The organism is Cupriavidus cauae (assembly GCF_008632125.1).
In the GTDB taxonomy this organism is placed as follows: domain Bacteria; phylum Pseudomonadota; class Gammaproteobacteria; order Burkholderiales; family Burkholderiaceae; genus Cupriavidus; species Cupriavidus cauae.
The window spans coordinates 21,811-38,705 of sequence record NZ_VWRN01000044.1; the positions used below are offsets into that span (position 1 = coordinate 21,811).

General features: G+C 67.4%; 18 protein-coding genes and 1 pseudogene. 11 read left to right on the top strand and 8 right to left on the bottom strand.

From position 1 onward, the window contains the following. Window positions 1–284 precede the first annotated feature (284 nt). Window positions 285–938: a substrate-binding domain-containing protein gene (locus F1599_RS15970; protein WP_150083724.1), complete on the bottom strand. Its 654-nt coding sequence runs from the start codon at window positions 936–938 to the stop codon at window positions 285–287. Between F1599_RS15970 and hpsN the strand changes: the two are divergent. The 4 genes and pseudogenes from hpsN to F1599_RS15990 form a co-directional block, all read left to right on the top strand. Next, a pseudogene (gene hpsN / locus F1599_RS15975) lies at window positions 884–1,933 on the top strand (sulfopropanediol 3-dehydrogenase); the annotation flags it as partial. The gene F1599_RS15970 and the pseudogene hpsN sit on opposite strands and share 55 nt — an antisense overlap. Window positions 1,934–1,935: 2 nt before the next feature. Then, window positions 1,936–2,727 carry a (S)-sulfopropanediol 2-dehydrogenase HpsO gene (gene hpsO, locus F1599_RS15980; RefSeq protein ID WP_150083725.1) on the top strand — a complete coding sequence of 264 codons (792 nt, stop codon included), beginning with the start codon at window positions 1,936–1,938 and terminating at the stop codon, window positions 2,725–2,727. Between the two features lie 93 nt (window positions 2,728–2,820). Then, window positions 2,821–3,756 (top strand): MFS transporter, encoded by a 936-nt coding sequence (locus tag F1599_RS15985; RefSeq protein WP_150083726.1) that lies wholly within the window; start codon window positions 2,821–2,823, stop codon window positions 3,754–3,756. A 69-nt stretch (window positions 3,757–3,825) separates the two neighbouring features. Beyond that, window positions 3,826–4,839: a galactitol-1-phosphate 5-dehydrogenase gene (locus F1599_RS15990; RefSeq protein WP_150083727.1), complete on the top strand. Its 1,014-nt coding sequence runs from the start codon at window positions 3,826–3,828 to the stop codon at window positions 4,837–4,839. A 55-nt stretch (window positions 4,840–4,894) separates the two neighbouring features. Here the strand turns inward: F1599_RS15990 and F1599_RS15995 are convergent, their stop codons facing one another. The 4 genes from F1599_RS15995 to F1599_RS16010 form a co-directional block, all read right to left on the bottom strand. Continuing rightward, window positions 4,895–6,181, bottom strand: coding sequence for an ankyrin repeat domain-containing protein (locus F1599_RS15995; protein WP_150083728.1), 1,287 nt, complete (start codon window positions 6,179–6,181; stop codon window positions 4,895–4,897). Between the two features lie 217 nt (window positions 6,182–6,398). After that, the gene (locus tag F1599_RS16000) at window positions 6,399–7,469 is read right to left on the bottom strand and encodes an alpha/beta fold hydrolase (RefSeq protein ID WP_223819678.1); all 1,071 of its coding nucleotides are present in this window, start codon (window positions 7,467–7,469) and stop codon (window positions 6,399–6,401) included. A gap of 172 nt (window positions 7,470–7,641) precedes the next feature. Next, window positions 7,642–8,130, bottom strand: a complete 489-nt coding sequence (locus tag F1599_RS16005) for a hypothetical protein (RefSeq protein ID WP_150083729.1) — start codon at window positions 8,128–8,130, stop codon at window positions 7,642–7,644. A 24-nt stretch (window positions 8,131–8,154) separates the two neighbouring features. Then, window positions 8,155–8,649 (bottom strand): DUF6152 family protein, encoded by a 495-nt coding sequence (locus tag F1599_RS16010; RefSeq protein WP_150083730.1) that lies wholly within the window; start codon window positions 8,647–8,649, stop codon window positions 8,155–8,157. A gap of 100 nt (window positions 8,650–8,749) precedes the next feature. Here F1599_RS16010 and F1599_RS25905 point away from each other — a divergent pair, with 100 nt between their 5' ends. The 6 genes from F1599_RS25905 (at window position 8,750) to F1599_RS16035 (ending at window position 13,849) form a co-directional block, all read left to right on the top strand. Then, window positions 8,750–9,154: a LysR family transcriptional regulator gene (locus tag F1599_RS25905; RefSeq protein WP_190286373.1), complete on the top strand. Its 405-nt coding sequence runs from the start codon at window positions 8,750–8,752 to the stop codon at window positions 9,152–9,154. Between the two features lie 26 nt (window positions 9,155–9,180). Next, complete coding sequence (locus tag F1599_RS25910; protein ID WP_263364048.1) at window positions 9,181–9,687, top strand: LysR family substrate-binding domain-containing protein; 507 nt, start codon at window positions 9,181–9,183, stop codon at window positions 9,685–9,687. Window positions 9,688–9,966: 279 nt separating this feature from the next. Continuing rightward, a complete protein-coding gene (locus F1599_RS16020) occupies window positions 9,967–10,881 on the top strand; it encodes a TauD/TfdA dioxygenase family protein (RefSeq protein ID WP_150083732.1) in 915 nt (304 codons plus the stop codon). Window positions 10,882–11,010: 129 nt separating this feature from the next. Beyond that, on the top strand, window positions 11,011–12,063 hold the full coding sequence (locus tag F1599_RS16025) for an ABC transporter substrate-binding protein (RefSeq protein ID WP_150083733.1): 1,053 nt from the start codon (window positions 11,011–11,013) through the stop codon (window positions 12,061–12,063). A gap of 2 nt (window positions 12,064–12,065) precedes the next feature. Next, window positions 12,066–12,947 carry an ABC transporter ATP-binding protein gene (locus tag F1599_RS16030; protein ID WP_150083734.1) on the top strand — a complete coding sequence of 294 codons (882 nt, stop codon included), beginning with the start codon at window positions 12,066–12,068 and terminating at the stop codon, window positions 12,945–12,947. Between the two features lie 11 nt (window positions 12,948–12,958). Beyond that, window positions 12,959–13,849: an ABC transporter permease gene (locus F1599_RS16035; RefSeq protein WP_150083735.1), complete on the top strand. Its 891-nt coding sequence runs from the start codon at window positions 12,959–12,961 to the stop codon at window positions 13,847–13,849. A 65-nt stretch (window positions 13,850–13,914) separates the two neighbouring features. On the opposite strand, the gene F1599_RS16040 is transcribed toward F1599_RS16035, so the two are convergent. Then, on the bottom strand, window positions 13,915–14,592 hold the full coding sequence (locus F1599_RS16040; protein WP_150083736.1) for an ankyrin repeat domain-containing protein: 678 nt from the start codon (window positions 14,590–14,592) through the stop codon (window positions 13,915–13,917). A gap of 318 nt (window positions 14,593–14,910) precedes the next feature. On the opposite strand from F1599_RS16040, the gene F1599_RS16045 reads away from it, so the two are divergent. After that, window positions 14,911–15,348, top strand: coding sequence for a PAS domain-containing protein (locus tag F1599_RS16045; protein ID WP_150083737.1), 438 nt, complete (start codon window positions 14,911–14,913; stop codon window positions 15,346–15,348). 69 nt (window positions 15,349–15,417) lie between these two features. On the opposite strand, the gene F1599_RS16050 is transcribed toward F1599_RS16045, so the two are convergent. Then, window positions 15,418–16,596, bottom strand: coding sequence for a mandelate racemase/muconate lactonizing enzyme family protein (locus tag F1599_RS16050; protein WP_150083738.1), 1,179 nt, complete (start codon window positions 16,594–16,596; stop codon window positions 15,418–15,420). A gap of 19 nt (window positions 16,597–16,615) precedes the next feature. After that, window positions 16,616–16,765, bottom strand: coding sequence for a tripartite tricarboxylate transporter substrate-binding protein (locus F1599_RS16055; RefSeq protein WP_223819679.1), 150 nt, complete (start codon window positions 16,763–16,765; stop codon window positions 16,616–16,618). Window positions 16,766–16,895 lie beyond the last annotated feature (130 nt).

A 16,895-nucleotide genomic window follows, 5' to 3' on the forward strand; every position in this document is an offset into this window, starting at 1 on the left:
TATGGATTCTTTTGCGAATCAATGTCCGGATGGATCGGTGTTTTCCCTTGCCTCCGCTCCGGTATGGTGTCCGGCGGTCCGTCGGGGCGCGATCACACTCGCTCTCCCGCTTGCCGGTGAGGTTGGGGTGAGGGCGTGTGGTCGAGCAGCGACGGCCGCATCGCCGGCACCAGCATCTAGTTCGTCGCGGGCGATCAGCGTTATGCCGGCGAAATCAGCGGCAAGACCATGCAGGGCACCACCGAGGGGGGAGGCGCTGGAACGCGACGATGGTCAGGCCGCGATCAGGCGCGGACGGCCGGTGGCGCCGTGGTTTGACGCTCTACCAGCGTGACCGGCAGCTCGGTCCGGCCCGGCTCCACGCCGTCCTGCAGCCACGACAGCAGCGCCTGGGCGGCCATGCGGCCCAGCCTCGCGCTTTCGAGCGCAATGGTGGTCAGCGCGGGCGTGATCTCCGCGGAGATCGGCAGGTCGTCGCAGCCGACGATGGACAGCTGATCGGGCACCTGGATGCCCAACGCGGTTGCCTCGAACAGGCAGCCGAGCGCCAGCACATCGTTGCCGCAAAAGATGGCGGTCGGCCGGCTCGGCGACGCCTGCAGTATGTGGCGCAGGCCGGCACGGCCGCCGGCGAAGCTGTAGGGCTGCTCGCACAGCGCGCCGGCGTCCGGCTTGATCCGCAGTGCACGCAGCGTGCCGACGAATCCTTCGGTACGTAGTCGCGCCCGATCGTTGTGTTGGGCAATCCCGGAGATCATGCCGAAGTCGCGGTGGCCAAGGTCATACAGATGCCTGGCGGCCAGCGCGCCGATCTCGACGTTGTCGAAGCCGATACAGGGATAGTGGCTGGACAGCGACCAGGTCAGGATCGTCTTGATCCCCGCAGAAGGCGTCGCTGCAGGAGTTTTCGGTGGAACTGCACCCGGGCGTGACGGCAGGTCAGCGCGTGATTCCCGTCAACGTGGTCGGGTGCTATGCGCCCGCCGGCCGCTATGCGCATATCGCCTCCGCCTATATGGGCGTCGCGACGGCGAAGGCTGCGGGGGTCAGGACCGTAGTGGCATGCTCGAGCCCGTTCCGCGGCCAAGGTATCCATCCTCACGTTCTGTATGCCTTCCAGGCGGCGGGCGCGGACCTGATTCTGACCCTTGGCGGGGTGCAGGCGATCGCGACGATGGCGTACGGCCTCTTTACGGGAAAACCGGCCGACGTGGTGGTGGGCCCCGGCAACAAGTTCGTCGCGGAAGCCAAGCGCACGCTGTTCGGCCAGGTTGGCATCGACGTGTTCGCGGGGCCGTCGGAGGTTGCGGTCATTGCGGACGACAGCGCCGATGCCGCCATCGTGGCCAGCGATCTGGTCGGGCAAGCCGAACATGGGCACGAATCTCCCGCCTGGCTGTTCACGACATCGCGCGAGCTGGCCGAACGGGTGATGGCGCTGGTCCCGGATCTGATCGCCGCGTTGCCCCCGACAGCCAGGGATGCCGCGACTGCCGCGTGGCGCGACTACGGTGAGGTCATCCTGTGCGACAGCCGCGAAGCGGTCGCGGACATCTCCGACCGCTACGCGTCCGAACACCTGGAGGTCCATGCCCGCGATCTCGATTGGTGGCTCGCCAACCTGACGTGCTATGGCTCGCTGTTCCTCGGCGAGGAAACCACGGTGGCGTTCGGCGACAAGACCAGCGGGCCCAATCACGTGCTGCCCACCAAGGGCGCGGCCCGCTATTCGGGCGGCCTGTCGGTTCACAAGTTCATGAAGACCCTGACGTGGCAAAGGATGACGCGCGAGGCGACCCGGCAGATCGGGCAGGTCACCGCCCGCATCTCGCGCCTGGAGGGCATGGAGGCGCATGCGCGTACCGCCGACGACCGCATGGCGAAGTACTTTCCGGGTGCCCGCGCGGAGATGGGCGCGCCGGTGGAGGTCTGACCATGTCGGTCCTTGATGGCCCGGCATCCGCTACCCGGCTTGCCGCCGCGCTGAACGGCCGTCAGGCCCTTGTCACCGGCGGCAGCTCGGGAATCGGCGAGACGATCGCGATGGCGTTGGGCCGCGCCGGTGCGCGCATCCTGCTGGCCGCGCGCCGCCAGGCTCAGCTCGATGCCGCGGCGGGCCGGCTTGATGCGTTCGGGATAGCGGTCGACACGGCGGCCTGCGACGTCTCCGATCTCGACGCCATCCCGGCGGCCGTTGCGGCCATGCGGGACCGGCACGGGCATATCGATATCCTGGTCAATGCCGCGGGCATGAACCTGCGCGAGCCGTTTGAAGCGGTCACGCCCGCGTCCTGGCGCCTTCAGCTCGATACGCACCTCGGCGCGCCATTCTTTCTGACCCAGGCGCTGGCGCCCGCGATGCGCGATGCCGGCTGGGGACGCATTCTGAACATCGCGTCGCTGCAGTCGTATCGGGCCTTCGCCAACAGCGCGCCATACGGCGCCGCCAAGGGCGGCATCGTCCAGCTGACGCGCGCCATCGCCGAGCGGTGGTCCTCGCATGGCATTACCTGCAATGCGATCGGACCGGGCTTCTTTCCGACCGCGCTGACCGGGCCGGTATTTGCCGACGCGGCGCTGGCACAGCATCACGCCGCCCGCACCTGCATCGGGCGCAATGGCGAACTGGCAGACCTGCAGGGGCTGGCGGCGTTTCTCGCCAGCGATATGGCGGCCTATATCACCGGCCAGACCTTCATGGTCGACGGAGGGTACACGGCGAAATAGGCAACGGCCGGTGCAGACGGCGGACCCGCACGCGGCCTCATCGATACAAGGGCGTCCAGCGCGCCCCCATGACAAGACTCACAGGAGACAGCCATGACGACGCGGACCGCGGAGCAGGACCCGGGGCGCAAGCTACGCAAGGTAGTGACGTCGAGCACGATCGGCGCGATGGTGGAGTGGTACGACTTCTTTCTGTACGGCGTGGTGGCCGGCCTGGTCTTCAACAAGCTCTATTTCCCGTCCACCGATCCGCTGGTCGGCAGGCTGCTCGCCTACGCCACCTTCGCCGCTGGCTTTGTCGCTCGTCCCCTCGGCGGCGTCATCTTCGGCCACTTCGGCGATACGCTCGGCCGCAAGCGCATGCTGGTCCTGACGCTGATGATCATGGGCGTCGCCACCACCGCCATCGGCCTGATCCCGACCTACGAACAGATCGGCGTCTGGGCTCCCATCCTGCTGCTGATCTGCCGGATCGCGCAGGGCATCGGACTGGGCGGAGAGTGGGGTGGCGCGGTGCTGATGAACGATGCCTTGCTCGGCGTGCTGATCGGCGCCGGCGTGATGACGCTGTTCATCCCGCTGTGGGGCGCCGTATCGGATCGGGTCGGCCGGCCGCTGGTCTACGGTACCGGCGCGCTGCTAGCGGGATTGTCGGCGTTCCCCGCGTTCTGGCTGATGCAGCATTCGGGCGGCAATGTGATGCTCGTCTGGGCGGCCATCATCATCCCGTTCGGCATCTTCCATGCCGCCGTGTTCGGCACGATGTCGTCGATGTTCTCCGAGGTATTCGACCCGAGTGTGCGCTACACCGGCATCTCCTTCGTGTACCAGTTCGCGGGCGTGTTCGCCGGCGGGCTGACGCCGATCGTCGCGACCTGGCTGAACGCCAAGGGCGGCGGCGATCCGTGGTACCTGTGTGCCTATGTGCTGGGGATCGGCGTCCTCAGTGCGGCCTGCACGATGTGGATCGCCTCGCGCAACGGCCGGAGCGCGCACGAGCGCCTCGCGCCGTCCAAGGCAAACGCCTGACTCCGGCCGGGCGGTGGGGCGCCCCTCGCCGTCCTCTCTTTCTCTCCCGTTTGGATCCATGCCAGCCTCATGAAAGCGATCTTCTATACCGAACCCCATGCCGTCGCGCTGCAGGAGCGCGACGTGCCCGCGCTGCAAGCCGGCGAAGCGCTGCTGAGAATCGTTGCGAGCGGCATCTGCGGATCCGACCTGCATGCCTATCATGGGCACGATCCTCGGCGAAAGCCCGGTCTGGTCCTTGGCCACGAGTTCTCGGGGACGGTCGTGGCCAGCAGCGATGACGCCTTGCTACCGGTCGGCAGCCGTGTCACGGCCAATCCGTTGGTGACCTGTGGGCGCTGCGGCTATTGCCTGCAAGGCCGGGGCAATCTCTGCGCCGATCGCGGCATGGTGGGCATGAGCCGGCCCGGGGCGCTGTCCGAATATCTCGCCGTGCCGATCCGCTGCGCGATTCCGATCCCGGACTCGCTTTCGAGCGTAGCCGCCGCGCTGACCGAGCCGGCCGCCACGGCCCTGCATGCGCTCAATCTTTCAATGCGTGCGATGGCGCGACCCCTGCCCGAGGCTCGCACGCTGGTCGTGGGCGGCGGTGCGATCGGCATGCTGACCGCCGCGCTGGTCAAGTCCTATGGGTGCCGGCACATTGCCGTGGCCGAAACCAATGCGTTGCGGCGCGCTTCGGTCGCCCGGCATCTGGGATGCGAGACGCTGGATCCGCTGTCGCATGCGCCGGATGACGCGGCCTACGATCTGGTGATCGATGCGGTCGGCGCCAAGCCGACCCGGAATCTCGCCATCGGCGCGGCACGCCCGGGCGGCGTGGTGATGCATATCGGCCTGCAGGACTGGGCTAGCGAGATCGACATGCGCAAGCTGACGCTCGCCGAGCTGACCTTGCTCGGCACCTACACCTACACGATGGCGGATATGCGCGCGACGGTGGCGGCGCTGGACGCCGGCAGTTTTGGCGACCTGGAATGGGTCGAGACCCGATCCCTGGCCGACGGCCCTCAGGCATTCGACGATCTGGCCGCCGGACGGGTGGCCGCGGCCAAGGTCGTGCTGCTGCCGGCGTCGGTGTAACGGAGGGTGCCGTAGAAGCCCTCGGCGCCTTCCGCCGGCGGGTGTCGGTATCGCGTCAGCCTAAGGGCGGGGCCTCGAGGAGCTTGACGACATCACGGTGGCCGGCGTGCAGCGCCAGCTGGGCGGCTGTGTGGCCGGCTTCGTTCCGGGCGTAGACGTTTGCGCCGGCGTTGACCAATTGCCTGACGATGTCGGTCTTTCCGTTGGCAGCCGCGGTCATCAGCGCGGCGTTCCCGTGGTGGTCGCGCGCATGGACATTGGCTCGCGCGGCAATCAGGGTCCGGACGACTTCATGCTGGCCCTTTTCCGAGGCCCGGATCAACGCCGTGTTGCCGAGATGATCGGTGGCGTCGCGATTGGCATCGGCCTTCAGCAGGCGCACCAGGACATCGACATGCCCATTTTCGGCCGCGAGCATCATCGGCGTAGCGCCGGCGTTGTTCATGGTATCGACGTTGGCGTTGGCCTTCACCAGCGCGTCGAAGATGGCAACGTGGCCTTTCTGCGCGGCGTGGCTCAGCGCCGTGTTCCCGCTCTCGGTTCTGAGATGGACGTTGGCGTTGGCATCCAGCAGTACACGAACGGTGTCTATCGCCAAGAATTCCGTGGCAAGAATCAGGGCCGTGTATCTGGCATGGCTTGCTCCATCGATATCGGCATTGACCTTGATCAGATCCCGCACCATGTCTGCGTGGTTCTGGCGCGCCGCCATCATCACGGCGGTGTGTCCGACGCTGTTCCTTGTGTGTACGTGTGCGCCAGCCGCGAGCAGCCGAAGCAACAGGTGACGATTGCCGTGGATCGCCGCGAAGATCAATGCGGTGTCGCCTTTATGGTTTGCGGCATTGACGTTCGCGCCGGCATCCATCAGCGCGTCGGCAACATCGGTCCAATTCCTGTCTGCGGCCAGAATCAACGGTGTGTTTCCGTATCGGCCACTCGCCTCGAGATTGGCGCCTGCGGAAATGAGCTGGCGGACGACTTCCAGATGGTTGTGAACGGTTGCCAGCAGCAAGGCGTTGTCGCCCGCGTTGTTCGCGGCATCGAGGCGGGCGCGCTCAGGGCCCTCCAGCAGGCAAGAGACGGCCTCGAGTGCGCCGTGTTCCGCGGCGACGATCAAGGCGGTGTTGCCCTGCGAGTCGGTCATGGTCGCCAGAGCCGGCTGCCGGGCCAGCCGGCTTGCGGCGGCGGCGCCGTTGCCCTGTTGCAGATCGAGGATCAGCTGGTCGAAGTCCGCGGGTGTCGGCGTTGTCGATTCTTGCGGGGAGGCAGCAGGGCTCGTGTCGAGGGGAGCAGAGGGAGCGGAGGGAGGGGTAGAACGGTTGACGATGGCGTGCAACATGGGCGTTCTCCAGGAGAGGTGACCAGCGACGACCCTGCGGTGCTGGATGGAAGTCGCCGGGTGAGAAAAACGGCACCAAGTTTGATGCCGGCCCCCGAGCTCCACTTGCAGGCATGTCACCTTTTGATCGGAACTGACCGATCACAGCGGGTCGCCGACTCCATCCCGCCGACTCCATCCCGCCGACTCCATCACCGCGGCCCGTCAGCCTGCGCGCTCAACGCGGGCCGTCCGCAACCCCCAGCCCGCGCAGCAGCGCATTGTGGAACTGGGCCGGCGACTCGACCTGCGGCGAGTGGCCCAGCTCCGGGAAGGCGACCAGCGTTGCGTTCGGAATCGTGCGGGCCGCGCTCCGTCCGAGCACGGGGTAGTTGCCGAGCTTCGCGGCGATGTCCGGCGCCGCGCGATTGGCCCCCGGCGCGGTGTGGTCCTTCTCGCCGATCATCACCAGCGTCGGCACGCCGATCCGCGAGAACTCGTGGATGACCGGCTGCGTGAACAGCATCTCGGAGGTCTGCGCCTGGTTCCAGGCCACCTGTTCCTTGCCGGGACCGGCGTACATCCCGGCCTGCATCGATACCCATCGATCGTATTCGGGCCGCCACTTGCCGTTGTAGTAGAAGCGCAGCTGATAGGCCTTGATCGAATCGAAGCTGGTCTTGAGCTCGCCCTGATACAGCTGATCGACGGTGGCATAGGGGACGCCCTCGGCCTGCCAGTCTTCCAGCCCGATCGGATTGACCAGCACAAGCTGCTCCACCGTCTTCGGATACTGCAGCGCGAAGCGCGCGGCCAGCATGCCGCCCATCGAATGGCCGATCACGGTGGCGCGCGTCACGCCGCGCGATTGCAGCAGCGCCTGCGTATTGGCGGCGAGCTGCGCGAAGCTGAACTGGTATCCGCGCGGTTTGGTGGACGCGCAAAAGCCGATCTGGTCCGGCGCGATCACGCGAAAGCCGGCATTGGTCAGCGTGTCGATCGTCGCTTCCCACGTCGCGCCGCAGAAGTTCTTGCCGTGCAGCAGCACCGCGGTGCGGCCATTGGGCTTGCCCTTCGGCGCGACGTCCATGAAGGCCATCGACAGGTCCTGCTGCTGCGACTGGAAGGTGAAACGCTGGATCGGGTGGGGGTAGGCGAAGCCTTCGAGTTGCGGGCCGTAGGGGGTGACGGCTGGCGTCGGGGTGCTGGCCGCGGGTTCGGCGGCGGCGGCCGTTGTCGCGGCGGCGGTCATGGCGAGCGACACGGCAAGCGTCGACAGGGGCAACAGGCGGGTCGGAGTCGTTTTCATGCGGGGCTCCCAGGTGGGGCAAATGGCAGTGAGGAAACGGACTCGATGTGACCGTGGGGTAACAGTAAAGTTCAGGAAATGCGAGGCGCTTGCGGGGATTGCGAGCGCCGTTGCCCTCTCCCCCAGCCCCTCTCTCGCAAGCGGGAGAGGGTTTGGGAGAGGGCACGCCGGCTCATCCGAACGCCAGCATCCTCCCCGCCAGCATCACGGTCGCCCACAGCCCCAGCGACAGCACTCCAGCCAGCCGGCCATGGCGGGAGGTTCGGTGCGGGTCCGGGCTCCGACGCCGGCGCCGGCGCGAGGCCAGATGCAGCGCCAGCGCGTTCAGGGCCGCGGCAGCGATCAGCGCAAGCTTGGCGGCGAACCACGGGTTCGACAGGTACTCCCGCGCCGCCGGCGCAAACAGCAGCAGTCCCGACAGCGCCGCCAGCACGAAGCCGGCGAGCGACAGCGGTACCAACGTCCGCTGCAGCGCGGCGTCATCGAGCTGCAGCAAGCCGCCGGCGAGCCGCAGGTCGACCACCGCAATGGTGCCGAACAGCAGCGCGATGCCGAGCAGATGCAGCCAGCTGACCAGCGGATAAGCCCACGTCGATCCACGCAGCGCAACGACCGGCTGCCATGCTTCGACCGCTGCGAACCAGGCGTTCCACGCTTCCATGCCGCTACTCACCCACCGTCCCGCTCAGCCGCGCGGCGCGCCGCTGCATCCGGCGGGCAGCGCGACCGATTGCTGGCGTACGCCGACGCCGTCCAGCACGATCAGGGCCGGCCTGGCGACATGGCGGTCGGCGCAGGACGGAAAGCCGATCGCCTCGAGCCGGTCGCCGGGGCGCGGCTCGCGCGGCATGCCCCATCGTTCGAGCCGATTGATCGGTGCCAGGTCGAGCGTCCAGCGTCCGGGCGGGGCCGGCGCGCGTACCGCCGCCAGCGTGCGGGCAAAGCCAAGTTCGGCGAGGTCGGGCGGCACGGGCAAGGCGTTCCAGTTCGCGGGCAGGGCCTTGGCGTCGACCTCGATCGTTACCTGCGGATGCGGGTTGCGCCAGGTCACCGACACCACGCGGCCGGAGAAGTAGAGCGGCTCGGCGGTGTCGTAATACCCCCAGCCGTGATGCGCCGACGCGGGCTTTGCCAGCGTCATTGCCAGGCCGCACAGCGCAATTGCCAGCAGCTGCTTCATCGTTCCTTCCTTGGGCGAGTCCATGGCGGCGAAGATAGCCCTCGCCAATCCATACATCAATCACCCAAAATGGCATCGTTCGATACGTCCGAGGGTATCAATGGAATTCCAGCAACTGAAGCTGTTCCTGGCGGTGGCCGACGCCTTGCATTTCGGCCGGGCCGCACAGCAGGTCGGCATGGCGCAGCCGCATCTGAGCCGGGCGATCGCCAGGCTGGAAGAGGAAATCGGCGTGCGGCTGTTCGACCGGACCAGCCGGCGCGTCGCGCTGACGGCCGCCGGCGAGCGGCTGCGCGAGGAGGCGATCGAGATGCTGCAGGCGGAGCGGCGCGCGCAGCAAGCCGCGCGGGCGGCGGGACAGCAACGGCGTCGGCGCCTGCGTATTGCCTACGTTTCGGCTGCGCTCTATCGCGCCTTGCCGGCGGCGCTGCGCAGCCTGTCGAGTTCGTCCGAACCGATCGAGTTCGCGCTGCAGGAGGCCACCCCAACGAGCAGCTGGCGCTGATCGCCGCCGGCGAGATCGATCTGGGCATCGGCCACCCGCCATTCGATACGCATGCGCGCCTTGCCAGCGTGCTGCTGGCAAACGACCGCTTCGACGCCGTGCTGCCGGCCGACCACCGCCTTGCCGGCCGAGCGGCGATCCGTGTCGAAGAGCTCGCCACAGAGCCCCTGGTGCTGTTCCCCGAGGCGCAGGGGCCGGCGCTGTATGCCGCGATACGCGACCGCTGTCGCGTGGCGGGTCGCTCGATTCAGGTGGCGGCGACCGCGCCGCGCCTGCATGGGCAGTTGTCGCTGGTCGCGGCGGGACTGGGCATCGGATTGGCGCGGACGCAGTCGCGCAGCCTGGAAGTGGCGGGCACGGTGCGCGTCCCCCTCAAGCCCTATCCGGCCGCGATGGTGCTGCCGCTGGCGGCGCTCTACGACCCGCGCTCGCGCCATCCGGCCTTGCCGCTCGCGCTGGCGGCATTGCGGCGCGCGGTGGCGGCGCGCGCCGGCGGTGCAAGGCGGGGCGAGGGCGCTGCAATGACGCATTGATGGCGCATTGATGGCGCGTTGATGGCGCCTTCGGGGTGGATTCAGGCCGGGAGGGGCAGCGCGGCGGAGTGGCGGTGGGGCAGAACGCCTGAGGGCAAGAGCGGCAGAGCGGCGGAGGGCCGCATCGATCTGCCCCCATATGCGAAGAACGGATAAGGCCGAACGATTTGATTCGTTGACTGGCGATGGGCGGTCTCCTTAGCATCGATCCCATTCGATGCCAGCGCGAGCACCGCCTTTGCATCGTGCCTTGATCCATTTCGAACTCCGTATCCAGACATGACCGTTTCCCTCCAGGCGGCACGGCCCGCGCGTCCTCCCGTCGTGACGCCACGCGCCGGCACCGGCTTCGAGATCCGTCCCTTCGACGCGCCGCTGGGCGCCGAAGTCGTGGGGCTGGACCTGTCGCAGCCGCTGTCGGACGCGGATTTCGCCCGTATCCACCGTGCCCATCTGGACCACCACGTGCTGGTGTTTCGCGACCAGCGCATCACGCCCGACGAACAGATTGCGTTCAGCCGGCGCTTTGGCCCGCTGCAGATCCACGTGCTGCACCAGTTCCAGTTGCCAGGCCATCCGGAGATCCTGATCGTCTCCAACGTGCTGAAGGACGGCAAGCCAATCGGCCTTGGCGATGCCGGCCATTTCTGGCATTCGGACCTGTCGTACAAGGAAAAGCCGAGCCTGGGCTCGCTTCTCCATGCGCAGGAGCTGCCGGCCGAGGGCGGCGACACGCTGTTCGCCAACCAGCATTTGGCCTGGGAGACGCTGCCGGCCGAATTGAAGCGGGCGGTCGAAGGGCGCCAGGCCGAACACACCTATCTCGCGCGCTATGCCGAGCTGCAGCAGCGCAGCCCGTGGCGCCCGAACCTGACGGCCGAGCAGATCGCGCAGGTCAAGCCGGTGCTGCAGCCCGTCGTGCGCACGCATCCGGAGACCGGCCGGCGCGCGCTGTTCGTCAGCGAGCATTTCACCACGCGGATCGTCGGCCTGCCCGACGATGAAAGCCGCGCGCTGCTCGACGCGCTGTTCGCGCACAGCGTCAAGCCGGAATTCGTCTATCGCCACCGCTGGCAGCCGCACGATCTGGTGTTCTGGGACAACCGCTCGCTGCTGCATCTGGCGGCCGGCTGTCCGGCCGATCAGCGCCGCGTGATGTACCGCACCACGGTCGAGGGCGACATCCCGTTCTGACGGCACGGACAACCCCGGGGCCGATCCGAAGCGGCCCGCAGTGGCGGGATTGGCCAGCCTGATGGACCGCCTCCTGGCGGTCCGACTACCCCTTCGCAAGACAACCAGAATTTTCTCCGGAGCCCCACCATGGCAGCACCGTATCCCCGTTCGTCCCTGCTCAGCAAACTGGGCCGCCGCCTGATTGCGCTTGCCGTTGGCGCCAGCGTCGGCGCCGGCGCACTGGCGTTTGCCAGACCGGCCCACGCCGAAGGGCAGATCCGCATCGCCGAGCAGTTCGGCGTGGTCTACCTGCTGCTCAACGTCGCCCGCGAACAGCAGCTGATCGAGAAGCAGGGACAGAAGCAGGGCATTGACATCAAGGTCGAATGGACCCGGCTGTCGGGCGGCGCCGCCGTCAACGACGCGCTGCTGTCGGGCGCGATCGACGTCGGCGGCGCGGGCGTCGGTCCGCTGCTGACGCTGTGGGACCGCACCCGCGGCAAGCAGAACGTCAAGGGCATCGCCTCGCTCGGCAGCTTCCCGTACTACCTGGTCAGCAACAATCCGAAGGTCAGGACGCTGGCCGATTTCACCGACAAGGATCGCATCGCATTGCCGGCGGTCACGGTGTCGGTACAGGCGCGCGTGCTGCAGCTGGCCGCGGCGAAGCAGTGGGGCGACAAGGCCTTCAACCAGCTCGACAAGTGGACCGTGGCGATGCCGCATCCCGAGGCGGCGTCGGCCATCATCAACGGCGGCACCGAGGTCACCGCGCATTTCGCCAATCCGCCGTTCCAGGAGCAGGAACTGGCCGGCAATCCGAACGCGCATATCGTGCTCAATTCGTACGACGTGCTCGGCGGTCCCAGTTCGTCGACGGTGCTGTACGCGACCGAGAAATTCCGCAACGAAAACCCGAAGACCTACCGCGCCTTCGTCGACGCACTGGCCGAAGCGGCGCGCTTTGCCACCGCCAATCCCGAGGCCGCCGCCGACCTCTATATCCGCGCGAACAAGGCGAAGATCGACCGCACGCTGCTGGTTGGCATCCTGAAGAACCCGCAGGTGCAATTCCGTATCGCGCCGCAGAACACCTTCGTGCTGGCGGAATTCATGCATCGCGTCGGCGCGATCCGCAATCAGCCGAAGTCCTGGCAGGACTATTTCTTCGCCGATCCGGCCACCGCGCAAGGGAGCTGATCATGACCGCCACCGTCTCGCAACCGCTGCGCGTGGTCGGCGCCGCCGGCCAACGCGGCCCCCTGCTGCAGATCGACGACGTCTCGCTCGAGTATCGGACGCCGGAGCGCGTGGTGCGCGCGACGCACCGCGTCAGCTTCGATGTGCACGCCGGCGACCGCTTCGTGCTGCTGGGTCCCTCGGGCTGCGGCAAGTCGACGCTGCTGAAGGCGGTGGCGGGGTTCGTCCCGCCGATCGAGGGCGAGATCCGGCTCGACGGCGAACGCGTGCGCGCGCCGGGGCCGGATCGCATCGTCGTGTTCCAGGAATTCGACCAGCTGCCGCCGTGGAAGACGGTCAAGCAGAACGTGATGTTCCCGCTGATGCAGGCGCGCGGACTGCGCCGTGCCGAAGCGGCCGACGTGGCGCTGCACTACCTGGACAAGGTGGGCCTGGCCAACTTCGTGGACGCCTATCCGCATACGCTGTCCGGCGGCATGAAACAGCGTGTGGCGATCGCCCGGGCGCTGGCGCTGCGGCCCAAGGTGCTGCTGATGGACGAACCGTTCGCGGCGCTCGATGCGTTGACCCGCCGCCGCATGCAGGAGGAACTGCTGGCGCTGTGGCAGGACGCGGCCTTCACGCTGCTGTTCGTCACGCATTCGATCGAGGAGGCGCTGGTGGTCGGCAACCGCATCCTGCTGCTGTCGCCGCATCCGGGGCGCGTACGCGCCGAGCTGAACAGCCACCAGTTCGATCTGCGCAGCCAGGGCAGCGCGGCCTTCCAGCAGACCGCGCAGCGCATCCATCGGCTGCTGTTCGATACGCCGGGGCCGGACGCCGCCGCCGACACTGACATCGCGGACGCCGCCGACATCCCGCCGCGTACCGCGCGGGCACGCTGAAGGGGACAGCCATGACGACCATCGCCACTACGACAACGCAGTCCCTGCCGCCGCTGCGGCCCGAGTACGAACGCGAGCTCGAACCCTTCACCGCCACCGCGGTTGCGCGGGCGCTGCCGCTGCGCCAGCGGCTGTGGCAGAACAGCGGATTGCGTCGCGCCGTGATCCTTCTGGTACTGGCGGCGCTGTGGGAGACCGTCGCCCGACTGCAGAACAACGATCTGCTGCTGCCATCCTTCCTTGCCACCGCCCAGGCCTTCGTCGAGGGCCTGACCACCGGCGAGCTGCTGAACAAGGCCGCGATCTCGCTGACGATCCTGCTGCAAGGCTATGCCGCCGGCATTGCGCTCGCCTTCGTGCTGACCACGCTGGCGGTCTCCACGACGATCGGGCGCGACCTGCTCGATACGCTGACCGCGATGTTCAACCCCTTGCCGGCGATCGCCTTGCTGCCGCTCGCGCTGCTGTGGTTCGGCCTGGGCAGCGGCAGCCTGATCTTCGTGCTGATCCACTCGGTGCTGTGGCCGTTGGCGCTGAACACCTATGCGGGCTTCCGTGGCGTGCCGGAGACCTTGCGCATGACGGGACGCAACTATGGCCTGCGGGGGCTGCGCTATGTGCTGCTGATCCTGGTGCCGGCCGCGCTGCCGGCCATTGTGTCGGGCCTGAAGATCGGCTGGGCCTTCGCCTGGCGCACGCTGATCGCGGCCGAGCTGGTGTTCGGCGCGTCGTCGGGCAAGGGCGGCCTGGGCTGGTATATCTTCCAGAACCGCAACGAGCTCTATACCGACCGCGTGTTCGCCGGGCTGGCGATGGTGATCCTGATCGGCCTGCTGGTGGAAGGGCTGGTGTTCCGCACGCTGGAGGCGGCCACGGTGCGGCGCTGGGGCATGCAGCGATAGGGCATGCAGCAATAGGGCATGCAGCAATAGGGCATGCAGCGCCAGGGCAGTCGCCGGGCGCGGCGCTATTGCCGCGCGCCGGCCTTGACCAGGATCTTCTCGATTTCCCGATAGCCGCGCTGCCGCGCATGCTGCAGCGCGGTCACGCCCTTGCCATCGGGAATATTCACATCGGCCTTCGCATTGACCAGCAGGCGGACGATCTCGGTGTGCTTCGGTCCGCCATCGCCGAGAATGATCGCTTCCAGCAGGGCGGTCCAATGCAGCCTGTTGATGTGATTGACGTCCACCCCCGCGGCGATCAGGATGCGCACGGTCTCGACATGGCCGCGTTCGGCCGCCGGAATCAGCGCCGTGCCGCCATAGCGGTTGGTGCTCTTCAGATCGGCGCCATGCGTCAGCGTCATCTTCAGGATCTCGTTGTGGCCGCGCGCACCCGCATGGAGGTAGGCGCTGTCCTGGATGCGGTCCTTGGCATTGACGTTGGCGCCGGCGTCGATCAGCACCCTGGCGGCGTCGACATGGTTGTGGCGGGTCGCGATCAGCAGCGGCGTGGCGCCGCTCTCGTCCCGCGCTTCCAGATTGGCCCCTTGCTTGATCAGCAGGGCAATGGCGGCGGCATCGCCGTTCGCGGCCGCCGCTTGCAGGCGGGCATCCAGCTTCCCGGTACTCGCGCTGGCCGGGAGAATCATCAGCAAGGCGATCAACGACGCCAGAAGAATACGTGTACGCGCTCGCAGCATTTTGTTCGGTAGTGACAGGTCTCGACGACAGGTCGACGGGACGGGCAGTCGGGGACAAGCGATGGGGCCATCGGCCGTATGTGGCGTTGCCCAGGGCGGCATCTTAAATGGCCTCCCATTGATTCCCAAGCGAAATCATCGAATGGCGCCCAGTACCGGGGCGAATGGGATATTCCACGCTGGCGTCAAGGCCGCCATTGCGGGGCGGCGCGGATCGGGCTACCGTCGGTTCAGGACCGGGCGCAACGAACGCATCGGCAATGACCGAATGACCGAATGATCGAATGATCGAATGATCGAACCCACGAGGAGACCCCCATGCCGGACCCGATCGACTATGCGCAACTGGTGGCGGCCATCGGCGATGCCATCGTGATCGCCGACGCCCAGGGCGCCATCACGCTATGGAATCCCGCGGCGGAGCGGATGTTCGGCTATAGCCAGGCCGAGGCGCTGGGCCAATCGCTCGATCTGATCATTCCGGAGCGTCTGCGCGCGCGGCACTGGCAGGGCTACGACAAGACGATGGCGACCGGCACGACCCGCTACGGCAGCGAGTTGCTGAAGGTACCGGCGATCGACAAGGACGGCAAGGCAATGTCGATCGCCTTCACGGTCGCGCTGCTGAAGGACGCGGGCGGCGCCGTGACGGGGATCGTCGCGGTGATCCGCGACGCGACCGCCCGCTTCCAGGAGGAGCGGGCGCTGAAGAAGCGGCTCGCCGAGCTGGAGAGCCAGGTCGGCGAGCGGGCGTAGGGCCGTCGTAGCGCAGGCTCGGAGCGGGCCTGGAACGGTCGCTGCGCAGCTGTAGAGCGCGATAGCGCCTTATTGGTCCAGCGGCGCGCCGTCGATGGTCCGCCGCATCGACACCGGCCGATACAGCGGGGCGCGCTTGTGCTCGACGTCGTCGACCAGCTCGATGCCGATCCCCGGCGCGTCCGGCACCGCGATAAAGCCGTTCTCCGGCACCGGATAGCGCTTGACCAGATCGGCACCGAGCAGTTTCTGGCCCGACTTCAGCACCAGGTTCTCGAAGCCGGTCGGATATTCCTGGATCGCGAAGTTGGGCACCGCCGCGGCGACCTGCATGCAGGCGGCCAGGCTGATCGGCGACAGCGGGTTGTGCGGAGCGATATCGACGTTCTGCGCCTCCGCCAGCGCGGCGATCTTCCTTGCGCCGGTGATGCCGCCGCAGACGCAGACGGAGGTGCGCGCGAAACGCACGCCGCCGCCGGCCAGCTGCAGATGGAATTCGGCCGGCGTGCAGAAGCGCTCGCCGGTGGCGATCGGCACGCGGATGGCATGGCCGACCGTCGTCATCTGCGGATAGAACTCGGGCCGCAGCGGATCCTCCAGCCACATCGGGGTCAGCGGCTCCAGCACCTGACCGATGGCAATGGCCTCGGCCGGGCTCAGGCGCCGATGCATCTCGATCAGCAGGTCGACATCGGGACCGACGGCCTCGCGGAAGGCCATCACGCGCTCCCTGGCGTCGCGCACCTTGCCGGCGTGCGAGCGGAAATAGGCCTCGCCCTCCGGTTCGTCGAGGAAGGGGTTGATATGCCCGACCGCGGTAAAGCCCTCCGCGCGCAGGCGGCGGCAGTCGGCCAGCACCTCGTCCAGCGTTTCCGCGTAGACGTGGCCGTAGACGCGCAGCTTGTCGCGATACCCGCCCCCCAGCAATTGCCAGACCGGCGCCTGCAGGCGCTTGCCCAGCAGGTCCCACAGTGCGATATCGATGGCCGATACCGCGGCATTGACCGCCGTGCCGCGGAAATGCGAGAAGCGCTGCATCACGTTCCAGTGCATCTCGATCTGGTTCGCGTCCTTGCCGACCAGATACTGGCCGAATTTCTCCAGCGCGGCCTTGGCGGCCTCGATATGGCCCCAGGAACCGGCCTCGCCATAGCCGGTCAGGCCGGCCTCCGTGCGGATGCGGGCATAGAGGAACTGCCCGACATGCAGGGCTTCGACCGAGGTAATGCGATGGATGGACTTGTTCATGGCAATTCGATGTATTGGATCAATCCAGCTTGATGCCCGACTGGCGGATCAGGTCGCCCCAGCGGCGGGTTTCGCTGGCAATGCGTTTGCCGAAGGCTTCCGGACCGGCACCGACCGGATCGGCGCCCGCGGCCGACAGCTTTTCGCGGATGGCCGGCTGCTGCAGCATCTTGGGGTCGTCTCAGAAAACGGAAAAAATCGTACGCTAAGCACCGCAAAGAAACTCGTGATGGACAGGCACGCTACGGTCGCGGGTCGTGCCTGCCCATTGCTCAGTTGCCCTTGACGCGCAACAGTGT